Source organism: Mediterraneibacter torques, assembly GCF_044591705.1.
GTDB classification, from domain to species: domain Bacteria; phylum Bacillota; class Clostridia; order Lachnospirales; family Lachnospiraceae; genus Mediterraneibacter; species Mediterraneibacter torques.
The window spans coordinates 1,564,814-1,584,900 of record NZ_CP172594.1 but is presented as its reverse complement, the minus strand read 5'-3'; the positions used below and the strand labels follow the sequence as shown (position 1 = coordinate 1,584,900).

Annotated in this window: 17 protein-coding genes, 1 other RNA gene and 1 pseudogene; 13 read left to right on the top strand and 6 right to left on the bottom strand. The window is 42.7% G+C overall.

From position 1 onward, the window contains the following. The first annotated feature begins 53 nt into the window (after positions 1-53). The 5 genes from ssrS (at position 54) to ACH9UM_RS07390 (ending at position 5,048) form a co-directional block, all read left to right on the top strand. A non-coding RNA gene (ssrS, locus tag ACH9UM_RS07410) (6S RNA) lies at positions 54-232 on the top strand. 159 nt (positions 233-391) lie between these two features. Then, positions 392-1,270, top strand: a complete 879-nt coding sequence (locus ACH9UM_RS07405; protein ID WP_009319905.1) for a YihY/virulence factor BrkB family protein — start codon at positions 392-394, stop codon at positions 1,268-1,270. A 46-nt stretch (positions 1,271-1,316) separates the two neighbouring features. Next, the gene (locus tag ACH9UM_RS07400) at positions 1,317-2,474 is read left to right on the top strand and encodes a glycosyl hydrolase family 18 protein (RefSeq protein WP_009243166.1); all 1,158 of its coding nucleotides are present in this window, start codon (positions 1,317-1,319) and stop codon (positions 2,472-2,474) included. 71 nt (positions 2,475-2,545) lie between these two features. Then, positions 2,546-3,718: an iron-containing alcohol dehydrogenase gene (locus tag ACH9UM_RS07395; RefSeq protein ID WP_004845360.1), complete on the top strand. Its 1,173-nt coding sequence runs from the start codon at positions 2,546-2,548 to the stop codon at positions 3,716-3,718. A gap of 235 nt (positions 3,719-3,953) precedes the next feature. Continuing rightward, positions 3,954-5,048, top strand: coding sequence for a cobalt-precorrin 5A hydrolase (locus ACH9UM_RS07390; RefSeq protein WP_004845361.1), 1,095 nt, complete (start codon positions 3,954-3,956; stop codon positions 5,046-5,048). 222 nt (positions 5,049-5,270) lie between these two features. Here ACH9UM_RS07390 and ACH9UM_RS07385 read toward each other — a convergent pair. Continuing rightward, positions 5,271-6,657, bottom strand: a pseudogene (locus tag ACH9UM_RS07385) (transposase). A 186-nt stretch (positions 6,658-6,843) separates the two neighbouring features. On the opposite strand from ACH9UM_RS07385, the gene ACH9UM_RS07380 reads away from it, so the two are divergent. The 3 genes from ACH9UM_RS07380 (at position 6,844) to ACH9UM_RS07370 (ending at position 12,153) form a co-directional block, all read left to right on the top strand. Continuing rightward, positions 6,844-7,377 carry a phosphatase PAP2 family protein gene (locus ACH9UM_RS07380; RefSeq protein WP_009243163.1) on the top strand — a complete coding sequence of 178 codons (534 nt, stop codon included), beginning with the start codon at positions 6,844-6,846 and terminating at the stop codon, positions 7,375-7,377. A gap of 98 nt (positions 7,378-7,475) precedes the next feature. Then, a complete protein-coding gene (locus ACH9UM_RS07375) occupies positions 7,476-8,258 on the top strand; it encodes a hypothetical protein (protein ID WP_004845363.1) in 783 nt (260 codons plus the stop codon). 79 nt (positions 8,259-8,337) lie between these two features. Beyond that, positions 8,338-12,153 carry a fibronectin type III domain-containing protein gene (locus ACH9UM_RS07370; RefSeq protein WP_400091037.1) on the top strand — a complete coding sequence of 1,272 codons (3,816 nt, stop codon included), beginning with the start codon at positions 8,338-8,340 and terminating at the stop codon, positions 12,151-12,153. Between the two features lie 97 nt (positions 12,154-12,250). On the opposite strand, the gene ACH9UM_RS07365 is transcribed toward ACH9UM_RS07370, so the two are convergent. Continuing rightward, the gene (locus tag ACH9UM_RS07365; RefSeq protein WP_009319901.1) at positions 12,251-13,123 is read right to left on the bottom strand and encodes an AraC family transcriptional regulator; all 873 of its coding nucleotides are present in this window, start codon (positions 13,121-13,123) and stop codon (positions 12,251-12,253) included. 224 nt (positions 13,124-13,347) lie between these two features. On the opposite strand from ACH9UM_RS07365, the gene feoB reads away from it, so the two are divergent. Further along, positions 13,348-15,684 carry a ferrous iron transport protein B gene (feoB, locus tag ACH9UM_RS07360; protein ID WP_004845368.1) on the top strand — a complete coding sequence of 779 codons (2,337 nt, stop codon included), beginning with the start codon at positions 13,348-13,350 and terminating at the stop codon, positions 15,682-15,684. On the opposite strand, the gene ACH9UM_RS07355 is transcribed toward feoB, so the two are convergent. Beyond that, positions 15,681-16,439 (bottom strand): DUF2344 domain-containing protein, encoded by a 759-nt coding sequence (locus tag ACH9UM_RS07355; protein WP_009243159.1) that lies wholly within the window; start codon positions 16,437-16,439, stop codon positions 15,681-15,683. The genes feoB and ACH9UM_RS07355 overlap by 4 nt on opposite strands. A gap of 233 nt (positions 16,440-16,672) precedes the next feature. On the opposite strand from ACH9UM_RS07355, the gene ACH9UM_RS07350 reads away from it, so the two are divergent. Further along, positions 16,673-17,149 (top strand): acyl-CoA thioesterase, encoded by a 477-nt coding sequence (locus tag ACH9UM_RS07350; RefSeq protein WP_004845370.1) that lies wholly within the window; start codon positions 16,673-16,675, stop codon positions 17,147-17,149. A gap of 13 nt (positions 17,150-17,162) precedes the next feature. Here ACH9UM_RS07350 and ACH9UM_RS07345 read toward each other — a convergent pair whose 3' ends face one another. Both ACH9UM_RS07345 and ACH9UM_RS07340 read right to left on the bottom strand, forming a co-directional pair. After that, entirely contained in the window at positions 17,163-17,450 is a 288-nt protein-coding gene (locus ACH9UM_RS07345) for a hypothetical protein (RefSeq protein WP_009243158.1), read from the bottom strand. Positions 17,451-17,488: 38 nt separating this feature from the next. Then, a complete protein-coding gene (locus ACH9UM_RS07340; protein WP_009243157.1) occupies positions 17,489-17,998 on the bottom strand; it encodes a hypothetical protein in 510 nt (169 codons plus the stop codon). 133 nt (positions 17,999-18,131) lie between these two features. Here ACH9UM_RS07340 and ACH9UM_RS07335 point away from each other — a divergent pair, with 133 nt between their 5' ends. Then, positions 18,132-18,284, top strand: coding sequence for a hypothetical protein (locus ACH9UM_RS07335; RefSeq protein WP_009243156.1), 153 nt, complete (start codon positions 18,132-18,134; stop codon positions 18,282-18,284). Between the two features lie 76 nt (positions 18,285-18,360). Here the strand turns inward: ACH9UM_RS07335 and ACH9UM_RS07330 are convergent, their stop codons facing one another. Beyond that, a complete protein-coding gene (locus ACH9UM_RS07330) occupies positions 18,361-18,597 on the bottom strand; it encodes a hypothetical protein (protein WP_004845376.1) in 237 nt (78 codons plus the stop codon). A 117-nt stretch (positions 18,598-18,714) separates the two neighbouring features. Between ACH9UM_RS07330 and ACH9UM_RS07325 the strand changes: the two genes are divergently transcribed. Both ACH9UM_RS07325 and ylxM read left to right on the top strand, forming a co-directional pair. Continuing rightward, positions 18,715-19,644 carry a S8 family peptidase gene (locus ACH9UM_RS07325; RefSeq protein WP_004845377.1) on the top strand — a complete coding sequence of 310 codons (930 nt, stop codon included), beginning with the start codon at positions 18,715-18,717 and terminating at the stop codon, positions 19,642-19,644. Positions 19,645-19,700: 56 nt separating this feature from the next. Then, positions 19,701-20,051, top strand: coding sequence for a YlxM family DNA-binding protein (gene ylxM / locus ACH9UM_RS07320; RefSeq protein ID WP_004845378.1), 351 nt, complete (start codon positions 19,701-19,703; stop codon positions 20,049-20,051). The last annotated feature ends 36 nt before the right edge of the window (positions 20,052-20,087 follow it).

Below are 20,087 nucleotides of genomic sequence, written 5' to 3'. Positions count from 1 at the left end.
TGCGGTTGTAAAAATAGTATAAGTAGAGTATAATAGCAGTAAGTTAAAAGAGAAATAACCTGAGATGTGCGATAACCTTGTTATTTTGAACCTACATTAGTTTAAACGGGATTCCTATATTTCTGTAATATGTCAGGCCTCCGACAGCAGTGGACGACAGAAAAGCAGATGCGGTTGCCCACCTAGCCGTGGCTAGGACTCAAAATACAGGGAACGGCATTTTGGGGAGTTACAAAAGATAAAGGCGGCCGTCCTGTACGACCGCTTTTTGCAATGGCGATAAGTCGAAGTTTGGGTTTGCCCCGGAGCTTGGCAGCCGTTTACAATCCCGGTACGAGCCTTTGGTGATTCCGGTGATTCAAATGAAATTAAATGGAATTATGATGTGAATATGAAAAAAAAGTGGGAAAAGATAAAAAGTCAGATATTTAAAGTTATTATAACGATAAATTCTCATCACACAGGCGCTTATGCAGCACAGGCGGCTTATTTTTTTGTGCTGTCTTTGATCCCCATATTTTTGCTTCTCTTGACGATGGTTCGCTTTACGCCGATAACGATGAGCGAAGTTATGACAGCGGTTTTGAAAGTATTTCCGGAAAGTGTTGCGCCCATGATACGTTCGATCGTATCTCAAGTATATTTTCAGTCAGGAACGATCGTTCCGGTTACGATTGTTGTAGCGCTTTGGTCAGCGGGGAAAGGCGTTCTGTCTGTCACATCGGGATTAAACAGCATCTGTGAGAATATGGAGACGCGTAATTATTTTTATCTGAGGATAAGAGCATCGTTTTATACAGTTATATTCCTATTGGCTATCGTAAGCTCCCTTGTATTATCTGTATTCGGAAACAGGATCAGCGTGATGATATATGAGCACATTCCGTTTTTAAGCAAAGTTGTCGAATTTATTATTCGGATCAGGACGTTTGTTACATTTGTCGTGTTGACTGTTTTTTGGGATCTTGTGTACCGTTTTCTTCCGAACAGGAGAAATATGGCAAAGACAACTCTTCGCAAACAGCTTCCGGGAGCGGTGTTTACGGCATGCGGATGGCTGCTTTTGTCGTTCTTTTTTTCGGTATACCTTGATGTGTTTAAAGGCTTTACAAGTATGTACGGAAGTTTGACGACGATTATTTTGATCATGCTTTGGCTGTATGGATGTATGTACATTATATTGCTGGGCGGAGAGATCAATGCGCTTCTGGAAAAATTTTTGCAGAAACGGGCAGGCAATTTGAAAAAGAAGAAAGAGAAAGAAGTATAATCCCTCGGGCAAAAGCATAGTCTTTTGTTACGGGGGTGATTTATTATTGATCTATGTTGTGGAAAAAGGAGATACGTTGTCCGGCATTGCGGTAAAATTTGGCGTGCCCGTTTGGAAGATCGTTTATGATAATCAGCTAAAAGACAAAAATCAGATCGTGCCCGGGCAGGCGCTTCTTTTGTTGGAAGTTGATGAGGGGCAGGCAGAGGAAAGTACACAGCCTGAATTGGCAAAAGGGAAAACGATCGGCGGATATGCTTATCCTTTTATAGATAAAGAAATTTTAGAACAGTCGTTTCCTGCGTTAAAAGAACTTCTTGTATTTTCTTATGGTTTTACATTTGAAGGGAATCTGGTTCCGCCTTTGCAAGACGATCTTTGGATGATAGAGACCGCATGGCGTCACGGAGCAAAACCGATCATGGTTCTTACGCCGTTTTCGGAAGGAGCTTTTAATAATCAGCTTGTAAAAGTGCTTACGGAAAATGTCGAGGTACAGGAAAGGCTTTTGGAACAGTTGACTGCTGAAGTAAGAAGGCGGGGCTTTGCGGGAGTCAATATTGATTTTGAATATGTTTTGCCTGAAAATAAAGTTCAGTATGCTGCGTTTATCGGGAAAATGAGAGAACTTTTAAGACCGGAAGGATATACGGTATCTGTGGCAGTTCCGCCGAAGGTGTCAAACGAACAGAGAGGGCTTCTTGTAGAAGGGGCGGATTACAGACTGATCGGGGAGAACGCGGATTACGTTTTTTTAATGACTTACGAGTGGGGGTATACGTACGGACCTCCGATGGCTGTCGCACCGCTTGATAAAGTACGTCAAGTTGTCGAGTATGCTCTTAGCCAGATCCCGGCGGAAAAATTGATTTTGGGGATACCAAACTATGGATATGACTGGCAGCTTCCTTATGAGAGAGGAGTTACAAGGGCTCAGACGATCGGAAATGTGCAGGCAGTGGATCTTGCTGTTGAAAACGGCGCGTTGATCCGGTATGCGCAGACTGCCCAAAGTCCGTGGTTTACATATAAGAAAAGCGGCATGGATCATGTTGTCTGGTTTGAAGACGTCAGAAGTATTCAGGCAAAATGGAAACTCGTTCAAGAGTTAGATCTGGCAGGAGCCTGGTATTGGAATTTGATGAGGAAATTTCGGGGCAACTGGCTGATGTTAGAGTCCCCGGATGCAGGAAGAAACACTTGACATGAAGCAGGGGGAAAGGAGTATGATATCAAGAGAAGATAATGAGATAAATGAAAAGGAGACGATGTGATATGAACGGAAATTTTGTTTACTGCAATCCTACGAAGCTTTATTTCGGAGAAGATTCCCTTGATTTTTTGAATGAGGAGCTTCCTAAATACGGGAAAAATGTTGTACTTGTTTACGGTGCGGGTTCTATTAAAGAAAACGGAATCTATGATAAAGTAATAAATATATTAAAAAAGAATGAAAAAAATATCGCTGAGATTGCCGGGGTTATGCCGAATCCGACTTTGGCAAAATTATATGAAGGAATTAAGATTGCCAGAAATCATAATGCAGATCTGCTGCTTGCGGTAGGCGGCGGATCGGTATGTGATTATTCTAAGGCGGTGTCTGTATCAGTGAACTGCACGGAAGATCCGTGGGAGAAATATTTTGTGCGGTTTGATGAGCCTGATTGTGAGATCGTTCCGGTCGGCTGTGTTCTGACTATGGTTGGAACAGGATCGGAGATGAATGCGGGATCGGTTATTACGAACGAAAAGACGAAGCAGAAGATCGGGCATGTGTTTGAAGATGAGAAGATTATGCCCAGATTTTCGATTTTGAATCCACGTTTTACAATGACACTGCCACATTATCAGATGACTGCCGGAATTTATGATATTTTTAATCATATTTGCGAACAATATTTTTCAGATACAGATGATAATACGAGCGATTATATCAGTGAAGGCTTGATGCGTTCTCTGATTCATTCAAGTAAGATCGCAAATAAAGACCCGCAGGATTATGAAGCGAGAAGCAATATTATGTGGACGGCAACATGGGCGCTTAACACGCTTGTCGCATGCGGAAAATCGACAGACTGGATGGTTCATATGCTCGGACAGGCAGTAGGCGGATATACAAACGCGACGCATGGGATGACATTGGCGGCAGTTTCACTTCCGTATTATCGTCATATTATGCCGTATGGTCTTGAAAAATTCAAACGGTTTGCGGTAAATGTATGGGGCGTGGATGCTTCGGAAAAAGAAGATCGGGAAATTGCGGAAGAAGGTCTGGCAGCTATGGAAAGCTGGATGAAAGAGCTGGGGCTTGTTATGAATCTGTCAGAACTTGGGGTGACAGAAGAGATGATAGAAGGGATTGCGGATGTGACGATCGTATTCGATACCGGGTACAAGAAACTGGATCGAACAGAAATTATCGATATTTTCAGGGAAAGTCTCATATAGTAACAGTTCAGTCTGCGTCATTCGTAAAACCGCACTGCATGCTTATGGCGGCTGATGCCACTGTTTTACTCATAAACGGGCGGCCATCTGTATGGCTGAACTTGTTACCTTATATAACGAGAAGTTGAACAGTCTGTTCCGATTATGCTATACTTGACAGAGAGCTGCCGAAAGGTTCGGCAAAGAATCATCTGTACTATTTTATAAAAGTCAGGCAGAAGATCGGGAGGTTGTGATGACGGGCGGTATTGCGAAAGTAGTCATATTCAGTTTTACAGAAAGAGGAACGAAGCAGAATCGATACATATATAGGAAATTAAAGATGCAGGGGTATATCTGTGAAGGATATGCCCCTGCAAAGTATGTTATGGGAGAAGAAGGCGGGGTGAAGCAACTTCCGAAAAAAAAGGAAGATTTGATTCGGGAACGCTGGGGAAAGTGGGCATTTTTATTTATCGGTGCGGCAGGGATCGCAGTTCGGTATATTGCGCCTTATGTGAAAGATAAATTTACGGATTCGGCTGTCGTCGTGGCGGATGAAGCCGGGCAGTATGTGATCCCTTTGTTGTCCGGTCATGTGGGAGGAGCGGCAGAGCTCGCGGATCAGATAGCAAATCTGCTAGGCGCTGTCAGTGTGCATACGACTGCTACAGATGTGAGAAAAAAGTTTGCGGCTGATGTATTTGCAAAAAAAAATGCATTGTATATTACGGACAGAGAGGCGGCAAAAAGAATTTCCGCAGCGGTGCTTGACGGCGAATTGATCGGAATTTATGCGCAAGGCGATCATGCAGAAAATGCCGTAAAAAATTCAAAAGAGATGTTTTCGGATGAAGTTTGCATATGTAATACGATAGAAGAAGTAATGAAGTATCGGTATCGGGTCATTCTTGCAGATTCGTTTCCTGCGATAGATGAAAATACACTTCTTTTAAAGCCGAAAAATATTATTGTCGGACTTGGATGCAGGAAAGGAATTTCAGAAGAACTTTTAGAAAAAGGTCTTTTAGAAATTTTGAAAAAGAATCATCTGGATATGAATCAGATTGAAGCGCTTGTAAGTATTGATCTAAAGAAAGAAGAACCTGCCGTTGTTTCGCTGGCGGAAAAGTATAAAGTTCCGTTTTTGACATATTCGGCGGAAATGCTCAACGAGGTGGAAGAAGTCTCATCTGCATCTTCTTTTGTCAAAAAAATAACAGGAATAGATAATGTGTGCGAGCGTGCTGCGGTGACATATTGTAAGAAACACTGCGAGTATTTTGAACTGATTGCCGGGAAAAGCATCGAGACAGCGATGACTGCGGCAATCGCAAGACGAAATATATAAAGACAGAATAGGTAATTGCGAAACAAGTCCGCAATCCTGACTGAAAACAGGCGAAGGCTCCTGTCATGCAGGATTCTTGGGATAGGAAGTGAAAATCGTTCATTTCTTGGCACAACAAATAAACCTCATGGGCTTATGAAGTTGGTAAGTCCTATGCTATGAGTGGTTTTAAACTTCGTATGTATTGATGCTGGTGAATTTTATCAGCAACCATGACAGTTATTAACTGAGAAATTCCTGCAAGCAACAAATCTGCATGTAGTGTTTTCTCATTTTGGGTTTTACGACCGGCAATACAGAAACTGTCTTTAAAATGGTTGATTGATTTTTCAACGTTTACACGGATTTTATAGGTCTCATCCCATTCTACGGAACCACGTTCCACACCGGGATAGGCACGCAGATTCTTTTCGGGGTAAATGTAAATCATTCTTCCACAGGAAGATGTGGTACAGGGGTTCTCACAGCGGCAGACACGGCGTTTCGTTTTGGTTTCACGGTTGTATTCCCATTTCATTTTAGGGCATACAAACTTCATGCTGGGAAGTTTGCTTCTCAGATGAGATTTACTCCCTTCCCGTTTCATAGGAAGTGTGGAATCATGCGGACAGCAAGGAACACCATTTTCGTTGAAGGTGTAGCCATTTTCTTCCATTGATAGTTTTGTCCGGAGTGGAATAAATGCTTTTTCAAAGCCAAGATCATCCAAAAGGGCTTTGTAGATTTCAATGGTATCAAAAGCGGCATCGCCTAGAAAAGTTTTAGGGTTGATCAAAGGATGCTTCTGAAAGAAATCAATCAAAACAGGGAGCAGTGCCTTAGAGTCCGCAAGTGATTTATCTTCATCTGGTGAATCGGATTTCTTTTCAACAATGATATTAGGATGAGCATTTAGGAAATCTTTATTGTAGAAGGTAATATCGCGAACAATACCAAGACCATTAGTGACAATACCAAACTTATAGGCATAGCAGAAATGTCCGTTGATGTACATCTGTTGGATAGCTGGGTTAGCAGTAGCGTGTGCAGGCATTGAGCCGTAAGCAGCTTTGTAAGGATCAAAGTTTTTATCAAAGTTGTGAGCCTTTGCAAAGGCCTTTAACTGTTTTATGATACGGTTTGCGTATTTCGGATTATTTTCTGTTACCCATGCCTCAATTCCAGAAGTATCAAAGATACTCATGGAAGCAAGGTTAGAATCAATACGTTGGCAGATCGGTTCAGTGATATCAACTAAGTGATCGAACATCGATTGTAAGTCCATAAGAAAGTCCTGTTTAAAGCGGGTAAATTTTGAGGCATCAGGAACAACACGGAAGCCACAGAAATCCCGTAGTTCCTGAGAATATTTTAAAAATATAATCAGAAGAGTATCTGTCGGGATTGAGAAAATGCGCTGAATAAGGAGAGCCTTAATCATAGGATAAAGTGGATGCTTACGAGGTCTTCCTGTAGAAGCGTGAAAATGAGTAACAAAAGAAACAGGAACAATTTCATCAAGATTAATGGTTTGGTCAAGTAGAGAAAGAAACTGATATTTGTCATTATCGAATTTATTTTGGCAATCTTCAAAAACTTCTGCCAAAGTGAGCTGCTTATATGGTATCATATAGGTACATCTCCTTTCGGGTGGTTGGTTTATAGTTTCTAGGCAACTCTATTTTACCACAATCCGTTGAGGAGATGTTTTGTTTTATAAAAGTTAAAATGCCGTATTTATGCGGCTTGTGGCGTTTCGCAAACACCTATATAAAGACAGAAGAGTGAAAGGAAAAAGGCACGGAGGAAGAAACAAATGGTATTTGAATTACAATTTTTAGATTGGCTGCAGACGCTGCAGACGACGATTTTAAACGAAATTATGAAAGCGGTCACACATCTTGGAGACGCGGGCGCTCTGTGGATTATACTGGCGGCTGTTCTGCTGGCATTTCCGAAGACGAGAAAAAGCGGGGCGATCGTTGCGGCTGCGCTTATTGTCGATCTTGTGTTATGCAACGGGATCTTGAAAAATATATTTGCCCGCACGCGCCCGTTTGATGTAAAAGAAGGGATTTCGCTGCTGATCACGGCGCCGAAAGATTTTTCTTTTCCTTCGGGACATACGGCGGCATCGTTTACAGCGGTTGCGGCGCTGTATTTTGCAGGAGAGAAGAAACTTTGGAAAATAAGCTGTGCTGTGGCTGTTTTGATTGCGTTTTCCAGAATGTATCTGTACGTTCATTATCCGACGGATATTTTGGGCGGGATCATCGTCGGAATCGTATCAGGACTTGTCGGGGCGTATATAATAAAACGGGTACAGAAAAGAGGCGTAGTTCCGAATTAGATAAAAAGACTTGATGAATATGCAAAAATGAACGAGAAGAAATAACAGGGAATTGTTATGATAATTTAAAGCTGTTCATTTGCAGGGAGACAGACATTATGAAAAATGAAAATCAGCATTTCTCAGCAGACAGACGGAAATTCGGCAGACATTTTTGGATCGGCGCGGCAGTGGCCGGAGCGCTTTCGGCGGCGGTTATATTTACGGCGGCGAGTGCGGTTTACCGAAAGAATCGTTTCGATCTGAAAATCGGAGAAGAAAAAGTTGGATCAAAGGAATATCAGCTTTGTATGGATCTTGTAAAATATGATGTGAAGATGGAGATCCAAAAGCGGTATGACGCTTTGTACGGTGAAGATTTTTGGGAGCAAAGCTATGAAGGACAATATGGATATGAGATTTTAGCGGATCACACGGTGGAAAAGATCAAGTATATTCATGCGGTGTATGATCTGGCGGAAGAATACGGCGATGTATCCGACGGAAGCTTTGCGGCGATTGAAAAACGGTGGAAGCAGGAAAATGCAAAAAGGCAGAAAAAGGTAGAAGACGGAGAAGTCATCTACGGTCTGAAAGAATACACGTTTGACCTTTATATGCAGTATGAGATCAGTATGTATAAAGAAATTTACTGTAATGATACTGACAGAAAAGGAATGGATCTGACCGAAGAAGAAGTAGCCGAATATTACAGTCAGGGAGAATGGGTTTTTCAAGACGACGGGGAAAAGGCTGATTTGGAAACTGCGCGCATTGCGGTTGAGAGAGAACTGCGTGAGAAAAAATATGATGCCATGATCGCTCAGATGACAGAAGATTTAGAAGTAAGCGGTGATTTGGAAGCAGTTGATCGTTTTACTTTGGATCATTTAAAACGATAACAGTCAAGGCGGCGCCGGCATATGACCGGGAATATAAAGAGGCGCTTTGGAGATTGTATCAGGTGGGAAGGAGAAAAGTATGAAGAAGAAATGGGTGAGCGGAATGCTCGCGCTCTTGCTTGTCGGAACGACTGTCGGATCGATGATGCCGACAGAGGCGGTGCAGGCAGAAGAAAACAGTCAGGGAAAGACGTATTATGTCGATTCTGAAAACGGAAAAGATACAAACGACGGACTTTCTGAAGGAAAAGCATTTCAGACACTGAACAAAGTAAATGATCTTACGCTCGGAGCGGGAGACCGAGTTCTTTTGAAAAACGGATCGGTGTTTGAGGATCAGGCGCTTCATATTAAAGGAAGCGGAAGTGAAAACGCTCCTATTAAAATTTCTACATATGGGGATGAGAAAGACGGACGTCCTCAGATCAATACAAACGGTCATGGACAATGGGAATTAAATTACGGGCACAAACTTGACGATCAGAACCATAAGTGGCACGGAACAGTATCTTCGTCTATTTTGCTGAAAGATGTAGAATATATCGAAATCGAAGGACTGGAGATTACAAATGACCGGGATTCCGCAACAGATGCAGAGAAAGATAAAAATTATAAATACAATGACGCGGAATGCATGGACAGGACAGGCGTTGCCGGAGTTGCAAAAAACAAAGGAACGGTTGACCATATCGTATTGAACGATCTGTATATCCATGATGTGACAGGCAATGTTTACAATAAACATATGACAAACGGCGGTATTTATTTTATTGTTGAAAAGCCGGAGAACGAGAGCGCGACGGGAATTGCCAGATATAATGATGTGACGATACAAAACTGCTATCTTGATACGGTAAACCGTTGGGGAATTGCGGTCGGATATACATATGAATGGGCAAAATTCAACGGCGGCGCTTTAAGTGATGAGACGATGAAAACATACGCGTCCTCAGACGTTGTGATCCAGAACAATTATTTGAATAATGTCGGCGGAGACGCGATCACGACAATGTATATCGACAGACCGGTCATCCAGTATAATGTATCGGAAAATGCGGCGGCTCAGATTAATACGACAGATTATACAGATCCGCAGCCACAGCTTGACGCAAACGGAAATCCAAACGGAAAGACGCATACAGGAGGAAGAGTCGCGGCAGGTATCTGGCCGTGGAAATGTAAAAATGCGGTGTTCCAATATAATGAATGTTTTAAGACGTTAAATGCCTCAAAAGGAAACGGAGACGGACAGCCGTGGGATGCAGATTATGGAGACGGTACAAATTATCAATATAATTACAGCCACGGAAATACGGCAAGTACGATTATGTTCTGCGGAGGCGAATCGATCAATAATACGTTCCGTTATAACATCAGCGTACATGAAGATATGGGACCGCTTGATCCGGCAGGAAACGCAGGAAATACACAGGTGTACAATAACACATTTGTGATCAAAGAAGGAATCCGGTCGATCTGGTACAGAGATTCCGGCCCGGTTACGATGGAAAACAATATTTTCTATTTTGACGGAAAGCAGCCGGCGCAGATTACAAACTGGAATCCGCGTAATAATAAAGTTTATTCCAACAATCTGTTTTATAATGTAAGTTCTTATCCGGATGATAAGGCTGCTGTGAAAGTGGAAAAAGGAACTCCGGTTCTTGCAGACGCAGCGTCAGGTCCGGTAAAAGCTGCAGAAGACAAACAGGCAAGACGGCATGAAGATCCGACGGAAATAACCGTTTTTGATGGATTTAAACTGGCGGAAAATTCGCCGGCGATCAATAAAGGAAAAGTAGTGATTGACCGTAACGGTTATTCAATCGATCACGATTTCTTCGGACATGCAGTTACGGCGACGCCGGAAATCGGAGCTGCGGAAAGCGATGTGATCGGAGATCTCGTTCTTCGTTCCGTAGTTTATCAAATCGATCAGGAATCAAAGACGATCAGCGATATACCGAAAAATACAACAGTAGAACAGTTTTGCAAAGATTCGATTGTAGATACGGGAGTGACGATCACTGTTAAGTCAAAAGACGGCAAGCCGTTGGAAAATGCAGATATCATTAAAGGCGGCATGACAGTAACCGTTTCCTGTGAAGGAAAAGAGGCTGTTGTATATACGGTAGTTGCAAGTTCGGATAATAAACTGAAGTCTGCATATTATGAAGTGAAAGACAAAACGATCTATGTGCCGTTTACAGAGAAGAATCCGACAACGGCAGGCGAGCTGAAAGGAAATGTTCAAGCGGCTGAAACAGCGGAAGTATCTGTAGTAAGCGGTGAAAAAACGTTGAAAGATCAGGAAAATATCGCAGATGCCATGACAATGAGGATCACGGCGGAAGACGGTAAGACGAACGATTACACGATCAAGCAGAAAAATACATATAACTGGGCGTTGGATTATGCAGGACCGCAGCAGGGAAATGTATGGTTTGGTCAGAAGAAAGCGGCATCAGGAGAGTGGACGGAGATAAAAGAGTATGACAGTCAGTATCCGAACTGGATGGTAAATACATACTACGGTCCGGGAATCGACGAGCAAAGCCATTCCGCAAAACCGACAGAAGCAACGCACGGTCTTCTTTCCGCTCCACCGAGCACAGGAATTTCTACTGCTATGGCGTATAGAGTGCCGAAAGACGGAATAGTATCATTCCATGTAAAAGATGACGAGCCGTATTTGAGACAAAACGGAAACAGCGGCGGAACAGTAACATTAAAACTGTTAGTAAATGATGAAGAAAAGCAAAGTGTTATTCTTGAACAGAGTAAAGTTCAGGCAAAAGACTGGAAAGCGTTTGATAAGATTGAAGTGAAACGCGGAGATTATATCCGTGTTGCGGCAATTTCAAACGGAAATCCTACAAAGCCGTCTGTTCATGTGACACCGATCATTACTTATCTTAACGAAGGCGGAACACCTGCACCTGAACCGACTCCGGAATTGAAAGCTCCGGTTGACGTGAAAGTTTCGGAAGTTACCGAGACAAGCGCAAAAGTATCATGGAAGAATGCGGCGGACGGAAAAGAAGCGGCAGGATACAACGTATATGTTGACGGAACAAAAGTGAATGAAGAACTTATTGCAGAGACAACATATAACGTAAGCAGCTTGAAAGACGGAACGACTTACTCTGTAGAAGTGACGGCGGTAGACGCAGACGGAGAAGAGTCGGCAAAATCAGAAAAAGTTGAATTTACAACAGTAAAGAAAGTTGTTGTTGACAAAGAAGCGCTGAAGGCGAATATTGAAAGAGCATCCGCTCTTTTGAACGAGACAGACAAGTATACGGAAGAGTCTTTAAAAGCGCTTGAAGAAGCTTTGGCAGCCGCACAGAAAGTAAACAGTGATCCGAAAGCAGATCAGACAAAAGTAAATGATGCGAACAAAGCGCTTGAAAAAGCAATCAAAGACTTGAAAGAGCAGGAGAAACCGGATCCCGAACCGACTCCGGAATTGAAAGCTCCGGTCGACGTAAAAGTTTCGGAAATTACCGAGACAAGCGCAAAAGCATCATGGAAGAACGCGGCGGACGGAAAAGAAGCGGCAGGATACAACGTATATGTTGACGGTGTAAAATTGAACAAAGAACTTCTTACAGAAGCATCTTGCGGATTGACAAATCTGAAAGCAGAGACTACATATTTTGTAGAAGTGACGGCGGTAGACGCAGCCGGAAATGAATCTGTTAAATCAGAAAAAGTGACGTTTAAGACATTGAAAGCTGAAGAACAGAAGGAAGATTCGACACCGGAAAATAATGAAAAACCGGGTGCGGTACAGACGGGAGATCATGCAAACGTATTTGTATGGATGATCGGACTTCTTATATCAGCGTCGGCGGCTGTGGCTGTAATGTTCAAAAGGAATAAAAATCGTTAAAAAGATATCATATTTATAATATGAATGCAGGGAGCGGTTAAAAATGAACCACTCCCTGTTTTGTATTTCAAAACATGCCTTTTGGGCATATGAGGATCTATATAGACTTGCGATATTGTGACGGCGTTGTATTTACACAGTCACGAAATACTTTAGAATAGTGCTGGGAATTTGTAAATCCGGACTGCAGCGCTATTTCGGTCAGTGACAGTTTTGTATTTTGCATCAGGCTGATCGAATGATTGATTCGGTATACGTTAATATAGCTGGAGAGAGTGATTCCGATATGCGCCTTGAACAGTTTGCTTAAATAGCGAACAGAAATATGAAGCTGTGACGCAATATCTTCCTGTATGATCTTCTCGGTATAATGCTCCGCAATATAATTCAGCGTGTAAGCAACATAACTGTTCTGGAGCTGCGGGTTTGAAAAATGATGGGCCGGTTTTGTGTGATCCAATATGTACAGCATTAAGTTGATCAGAGAAATGTTAATATTGGCTGCCGGAAACAGACCGTCAGAGTCGGTATAAAGGCTGATCAGCTTGTCTAATGTACTGTCGATTACGTCGTCTGCCGAGAAACGGTAATAAAAATGCGAAGAAAATAAAACTGCATGCATTAATGTGATCGGATAAACGCCTTCGTTTTCTAAAATAATATTTGAAAACATGTTGGGATCAAAGTGGACGTGTTTAAACGTACAGTCAGATTTTTTGTTCAGATAAAAAGAGTGAACGATATTCGGCAGTATCATAATAAAATCGCCTTTTGTGCAGTGAAGTGTTTCCGACTGGACATCCATAAGACATTCGCCTGATATGATACGATAAATCTCTATTGTAGAGTGCAGATGATGCGGAAATGTGTATCCTGCCGGCTGTGATGTGATAGTTGCGCCTGATAAGATCGAATCGGACAAAGACAGTGATCCGATCGAATCGGTATTGTTTTTTTTGTATGTTTTCATGAAACGTTCCTCTTGATCATTGCATAAACTTATATGTTGGTTATATACGGTTATATATAGATTAATTATACCAGAAGTTTATTAAAAAGTGACAAAAAATATAAAAATATGTAGATAAAATGAGAACTTATTCCGAATTATATAATTTGAAAAAAATCTCGCAATTTAAGGTTTTTCTGTTATAATGTTAGTTGACGCTTACTAAAAGATGAGGAGTGAAGATTATGACATTGAAAGAACTTGGCATCGGACAGAAAGGAATTATCTTATCTGTCGGAGGAAGCGGAGCACTCAGACAACATTTTCTGGATATGGGATTGATACGGGGCGCAGAAGTGACAGTCGTAAAATATGCGCCTATGGGCGATCCGATCGAGTTGAAAATACATGGGTATGAGCTGACGATCCGTTTGGATGATGCAGAGAAAATAGAAGTAAAAGAAATAAAGTCAGAAGAAAAAGAGAAAGAAAGACGGAACAAGGTGAAACGTTCTGCACATCCCGGATACGGTGAAGGCGGAAAGTACCATAAGAAAGAAACAGAAAATCCGCTTAAGGATGATGAGACGTTGACGTTTGCCCTGGTAGGAAACCAAAATTGCGGAAAGACGACGTTGTTTAATCAGTTGACAGGGGCTTCGCAGCATGTCGGAAATTTTCCGGGCGTTACCGTAGACCGCAAGGACGGCGTGATCAAAGGGTACAAAAATACATTAATCACAGACCTTCCGGGAATTTATTCTATGTCTCCTTACAGCAGTGAGGAGATTGTTACACGAGAATTTTTGTTAAATGAAAAGCCGAAAGGAATCATTAATATCGTCGATGCGACGAATATGGAGAGGAATCTCTATTTAACGATGCAGTTGATGGAGTTAGATATGCCTATGGTCGTTGCATTGAACATGATGGATGAATTGAGGGAAAACGGGGGAAGCGTTCATGTAAATGAAATGGAAGAGTTTCTCGGTGTTCCGGTTGTACCGATCTCCGCTGCCAAAGGAGAGGGAATCGAAGAGCTTGTGAAACATGCGGTGCATGTGGCAAAGTATCAGGAAAGTCCTCAAAAACAGGATTTTTGTGCGGATACGGAAAGCGGGATCCACAGAGGACTTCATGCAGTCATGCATTTGATCGATGATCACGCACAAAAAGCCGGAATCCCTCTTCGGTTTGCGGCAAGCAAGATCATGGAAGGCGATAAAAAGATTACCGAGAAATTGGATTTAAGCCGGAATGAAAAAGAAATGCTCGAGCACATCGTTGTTCAGACGGAAGAGGAGAGCGGTTTTGACAGAGCTTCAGCCGTTGCCGATATGCGATTCTCTTACATAACGGAAGTGTGTGAGACGGCGGTTGTAAAACCGCATGAGAGTAAAGAGCGTCTCAGGAGTAAACGGATCGACCGCATACTGACGGGAAAATATACGGGAATCCCGGCCTTTATCGCGATTATGGGAATTGTATTCTGGCTGACATTTAACGTGATCGGAGCGGGATTACAGTCGCTTTTGGAAACGGGAATCGGATACTTGACAGAAATCACAGATCAGGCGATGACATCCGCGGGAGTCAATACGGCGGTTCATTCCCTCGTTATTGACGGGATTTTTAACGGTGTGGGAGGAGTCCTTAGTTTCCTGCCGATCATCGTTACATTGTTTTTCTTCTTATCTTTGCTGGAAGACAGCGGATATATGGCAAGAGTAGCTTTTATTATGGATAAGCTGCTTCGTAAGCTTGGATTGTCGGGAAGAAGTATCGTGCCGATGCTGGTCGGGTTCGGATGTACCGTTCCCGGGGTGATGGCGAGCAGAACGCTTCCGTCGGAAAGAGACAGGAAAATGACGATTTTGCTGACTCCGTTTATGAGCTGTACGGCAAAGCTTCCGATCTATGCATTCTTTTCGGCTGTATTTTTTCCGGACTATGCCGCGCTTGTGATGATCGGATTGTATGTTCTTGGTATTGTTATGGGAATTATCATGGCCCTTTTGTTTAAAGGAACGATGTTTAAAGGGGAGCCTGTTCCGTTTGTTATGGAACTTCCGAATTACCGTCTTCCGGGAATGAAAAATGTCGGACAGTTATTGTGGGAAAAAGCGAAAGATTTTCTTCAGAGAGCTTTTACGGTTATTTTCGCGGCGACGATCGTGATCTGGTTCTTGCAAAGCTTTGATACAAGCCTGAATATGGTGACAGATTCAAAGGACAGTATTTTGGCAATGATCGCGGGAGCTCTTTCACCGGTTTTCGCACCGCTTGGGTTTGGGGACTGGCGTATATCGACGGCGCTTGTAACCGGATTTATGGCAAAAGAAAGTGTTGTCTCGACGCTGACGGTGTTGTTCGGCACTACGGAAGCGCTTCTTGGAACGATCACGGCGGCAGGAGCTGCGGCGCTTCTCGTATTTTGCCTGTTGTATACTCCCTGTGTGGCTGCGGTTGCATCGATCAAGCGGGAGCTTGGCGGAAAATGGGCGTTTTTTGTTGTCATCGGCCAATGTGTGATCGCATGGCTTGCGGCATTCGCAGTTCATACAGTTGCGATGCTTTTTTAAACCTGCTTGGACCCGGCAGAGGGAACGGAACATGAATCGGGATAGGTAATGGAGTGGAGGAGAAGTCCTGCCGGATTGCAGCGTACTTCTTTATCCACTCCCTTTTTTATGAGAAATTCAATGATGTGCTCCGGCATCAGGTACAGAAAATCATTTGCACAGATTTTGATCGTAAGAAGCGAAAAGCTGTCGTTTTCGGTTTCTTTGGAGTGGGAAACGGAAATGTCAAATATTTCTTTGACTGTTCCTTTTTTCTTTTTTACTCCTGAAAGGGAACGAAAATCATGGACTCCGACGAGAGAATCAGCCGCCTTTCTTATGGCGGCAACTTCTGATTCCGAGATGATTTCCGGTATATTTGCCGTGTAGGCTCTTGTGAATATGTTTTGGACAGGGGCGGTACAGATGCGGTACAAATAAGTTCTGGAGACTGCGTTTAAATCTGATCGGAAACGATCAGAAACAATTTCGGAACTTAAGATGTGAATATCTTTCGGAAGATATTCGTTAAGCTTTGATAAAAAATATGTATCGGAAAAAGGAGACTCTGTGTGAAAGTTGACTGTCTGACAGAGTGCGTGGACTCCGGGCGCTGTTTTAGCGCCGGCAAAAAGAGTGATGTCTTCACCGGTCATTTTCTGTAAAACAGAAGAAATGCGATATGAAATCGTTTTCGCGTATCCGTCTGCGGCAGGACGTGTCCATCCTAAATAGCGTGTTCCGTCGTATTGAAGGGTTAGTTTTATGTTGGGCATAAGGTACTCCTTTGTGCGGTTATTTGTATATCATATGTCTGTATAATAGTGTATCGGGTATCGGATGTCAAACGGAATATACAGGGGTGATTTTCTAAAATGATTATGATATACTGGCTACGTGAAATCAGAGTAAATAAGAAAAACAGTTTAAGATTCATTTTGTTGCACAATGAAAAAAGCAATAAAAAAATATAAAAGAAAACAAAAAAGTGTAAAAGAAGGAGAAAAGGATGATAGAAGAAAAAAGAGTAGAAGATTCCAGAGTGGAGACGGTTCACATTATCAGACCAAATCATCTCAATGCAGCCGGCCGGCTTTTCGGCGGGATGTTAATGCAGTGGCTTGATGAAGTAGCGGGAATGGTGGCAAAGAGACATACGAGAGCGAACGTCATAACTGCGTCAGTAGATAATCTTCGGTTTATCCATGGCGCATATAAAGGCGAGATGGTTGTTATAGTCGGAAAAGTAACATATGTCGGCACGACATCTATGGAAGTGCGTGTAGATACTTATGTGGAACATATGGAAGATGGGATGCGCCGTCCCATCAACCGCGCGTATTTTACGATGGTTGCGTTAGATGAAGACGACAAACCAAAGCAAGTGCCCCGTCTGATTTTAGAGACAGAAGCGCAGCGCGCGGAATGGAAAGCGGCAGAGAAACGGCGTGAGATGAGGATGAGACGAAAAGAAGAAGGTTTTTAATAAAATATAGAGTCTACTTTCCGTTGTGTTTTCGGAAGAGCGAGGAGGCCATATTGATCGTTCGATCGATCTGCTCCCGCTCTTCTTTGCTTTTTCCGTCTTTTAAAATGTCAAGGATCAAGGTCATTTCCTCCGGTGTAAAACGGATTCCCTGTTTGTTAGCTCCGCTGATGAGAGCCATCATAATAGGAGCCAACTCTTTTCCGGATTTTCCGGAAGTTTTGGAGGCGGCTGTTTTGATCAGTTCTAATTTTATAGGGTCGATATTTTTCATTGCGGGATTATTCATCCAGTCGTTCATATTGGTAATTCCTTTCTATAAATGATTTTAAATATTTTTTAAAGTTCGTTTTCTTTCTTTTGCTGTGCATCTGTCTCATCGTGCTCTTGATTTTGCGAAACGGATGAAAACAGGTCGCTGTACATATGGAACTGTTCTTGAAGATCTGCGGGAAATATGCCCGAGAACAGGTCGGCAGGATTAAAAGAATCGTTTCCCTGACCGTCTTGCGGCTGCATCATTTCCATAAAAGACATCATTTCTTTTAATTGAATCAAAGTATCGAGCATTTCGGCATCTTTTTTGTTCAGATAAGGCCGGAAACTGTCAATAAGATCGAAAGGAGAACTTATGTTTTGATCGCTGTTTCCGGTGGAAAAAGGATCTGCCAGGCTGCGTTGTCCGAAAAGCCGGATCGTTCTTTGAAGTTCAATAAACTTGATAAATGAGGCGAGCATCCGGCGTCCGGAAAATGGGGTGTAAGGGATGAGAAGCTTCATGATCTGAAGTGTAGGCGATGTGACAAGTTCATCAAAAGGCGTCATTCGTTCCGTTTGGTCTTGATCCATTTCCAAAATGCTCCACTGTATAGAGTTGTAAATATATATGTGACTTTGTATAGAAATATGTATTTTGGGAATGTTACTTTTTAGAAAATATTTCATAAAATAGTAAAGAATGGGTACAAGAAAGGAAATGAATATGTCAAGAAAATTAATTATCGATGGGAATGCAGTGTATGAGATTGATGAACAGTGTATGTTGAGACGAAAATTGGAAGAAAATGCCGAGGCGACAAAAGGCAGCAGTGAGAACAAAAAAGGGACGGCAAATAAAGATATGAAAAAGGATTAAATAAAATATAAACAGAAACAGGAAAAGATGCGCGGAAGAGACCGCGCATCTTTTTGAGACAGAGGTGGAATTCAGATTAGCATCCGCATCCGCAGTTGGATCCGCATCCGCCGCCGAAGCTGTTGCCGCCGCAGAAGAGAAGAAGAAGGATGATCCAAAGACAACTGTCATTGCCGCATCCGTTTCCGCATCCGCTGTTCATATTGCCGCATCCGCCGCAGCAGGCGAGAAGAAGGATGATCCAAAGGCAAGAAGACATTCCGTTTCCGTTTTCGCAACCGCATCCGCAGTTAGTAGCTGTTAAATCACTCATGTTAAATCCTCCGAATTGATTATTGTTTACAGTTTTATATTATGCCGGCAGATGAAAAGTGTTCCTTAGGGGCAAAAGTTTCGTGTCGGGAATATTCTGAATAAAAAAGGATTTCTTATGAAATGGGTAAAACAATCAGTCGGATACTGGTGTGATGACATAAAACAGGGAAGATGCATAGGGCAGGGAGTGTGCGTGGCGCTGTTGGATACCGGGATAGCAAGACATCCTGATCTGAAAGGCAGCGTAGTGAAGTTTTGCGATTTTACAAAAGAAGGTAGCCTGCCGGGAGAGAAATGTTATGACGACAGCGGACATGGAACGCACGTGGCTGGGATTTTGTGCGGAAGCGGAAAAGTGTCAGCGGGAGCATACGCAGGCATGGCGCCGAAAGCAAAGCTTGTTGTCGGAAAAGTACTTGATAAAGACGGAAACGGGGATGTTTCTCATGTGATGAAAGGGATTGAGTGGATTTTAAAGGAAAGAAAGAAGTATGGGATCCGAATTGTGAATATTTCTGTCGGTACGAATCCCGGACTTGCAAAAAAACAAAAAGAACTGCTGCTTGATGCAGTGGAACTGCTCTGGGATACCGGTCTTACCGTTGTTGTCTCTGCCGGAAACTACGGACCGGAGGAGGGAACGGTGGCAGTTCCGGGAAACAGCAGAAAAGTGATTACGGTAGGCGTGCCTGACAGCAATCTTCCGTATTCGAGAAAAAGCAGGAAGAGTCTGAATTATTCGGGAAGAGGACCGACGGGAGAATGCGTTGTAAAACCGGATGTTTTTGCACCTGGAACAGGAGTTGTAAGCTGTAACAGTATGTATGGAATGTCGGGAGAACATCCTTATATAATGAAGACGGGAACGTCTATGGCGGCTCCGGTTGTCTCGGGAGCCGCTGCCTGTCTGTTGTCAAAGTACCCTGATATGACAAATGTGGAAATAAAATTAAAGTTAAGAGAGTCATGTGTGAAAATGAAAGGGACAGAATCAGGATGGGGAATGCTTCATGTAGGGAGATTGTTAGGCTGTGATAAAGTGTAAAGAAAAAACACTTGACACCTGAATCTGTTTCGTGTATGATGGCATAGGTGACAAGAATGGATAAGATTTTAGAGCAGGCATTATTATATGATTTTTACGGTGAACTTTTGACCGCGCATCAGAAAGAAATTTACGAACAGTTTGTATTAGACGATCTTTCGCTTGGGGAGATCGCGGCAGATGCGGGCATCAGCCGTCAGGGCGTCCACGATATTGTGAAGCGCTGTGCAAGATCACTGGAAGAATATGAACGAAAACTTCATCTTGTAGAAAAATTTCTTGCTGTAAAGGAGAAGGTTTCCTGCATCGATGAGATATTGCAAGAATGGGAAGAAGAGAAAGAAAACCCCGAAGAAATTATAGAGCGTCTCCGTAAATTGTCGGCAACGATCATCGAAGAATTGTAAATATAGTTGTTTATGATGGCAAGAAAAAAGATGATC

Excerpts from the sequence above, each read along its gene's own strand:
- ACH9UM_RS07355 (WP_009243159.1), bottom strand. The coding sequence starts at position 16,439 with ATGCCCAACATAAAACTAACCCTTCAATACGACGGAACACGCTATTTA.
- ACH9UM_RS07365 (WP_009319901.1), bottom strand. The coding sequence starts at position 13,123 with ATGAAAACATACAAAAAAAACAATACCGATTCGATCGGATCACTGTCT.
- ACH9UM_RS07335 (WP_009243156.1), top strand. The coding sequence starts at position 18,132 with ATGTCAAGAAAATTAATTATCGATGGGAATGCAGTGTATGAGATTGAT.
- ylxM (WP_004845378.1), top strand. The coding sequence starts at position 19,701 with ATGGATAAGATTTTAGAGCAGGCATTATTATATGATTTTTACGGTGAA.
- ACH9UM_RS07395 (WP_004845360.1), top strand. The coding sequence starts at position 2,546 with ATGAACGGAAATTTTGTTTACTGCAATCCTACGAAGCTTTATTTCGGA.
- feoB (WP_004845368.1), top strand. The coding sequence starts at position 13,348 with ATGACATTGAAAGAACTTGGCATCGGACAGAAAGGAATTATCTTATCT.
- ACH9UM_RS07375 (WP_004845363.1), top strand. The coding sequence starts at position 7,476 with ATGAAAAATGAAAATCAGCATTTCTCAGCAGACAGACGGAAATTCGGC.
- ACH9UM_RS07405 (WP_009319905.1), top strand. The coding sequence starts at position 392 with ATGAAAAAAAAGTGGGAAAAGATAAAAAGTCAGATATTTAAAGTTATT.
- ACH9UM_RS07390 (WP_004845361.1), top strand. The coding sequence starts at position 3,954 with ATGACGGGCGGTATTGCGAAAGTAGTCATATTCAGTTTTACAGAAAGA.
- ACH9UM_RS07325 (WP_004845377.1), top strand. The coding sequence starts at position 18,715 with ATGAAATGGGTAAAACAATCAGTCGGATACTGGTGTGATGACATAAAA.
- ACH9UM_RS07350 (WP_004845370.1), top strand. The coding sequence starts at position 16,673 with ATGATAGAAGAAAAAAGAGTAGAAGATTCCAGAGTGGAGACGGTTCAC.
- ACH9UM_RS07340 (WP_009243157.1), bottom strand. The coding sequence starts at position 17,998 with ATGGATCAAGACCAAACGGAACGAATGACGCCTTTTGATGAACTTGTC.
- ACH9UM_RS07345 (WP_009243158.1), bottom strand. The coding sequence starts at position 17,450 with ATGAACGACTGGATGAATAATCCCGCAATGAAAAATATCGACCCTATA.
- ACH9UM_RS07370 (WP_400091037.1), top strand. The coding sequence starts at position 8,338 with ATGAAGAAGAAATGGGTGAGCGGAATGCTCGCGCTCTTGCTTGTCGGA.
- ACH9UM_RS07330 (WP_004845376.1), bottom strand. The coding sequence starts at position 18,597 with ATGAGTGATTTAACAGCTACTAACTGCGGATGCGGTTGCGAAAACGGA.
- ACH9UM_RS07380 (WP_009243163.1), top strand. The coding sequence starts at position 6,844 with ATGGTATTTGAATTACAATTTTTAGATTGGCTGCAGACGCTGCAGACG.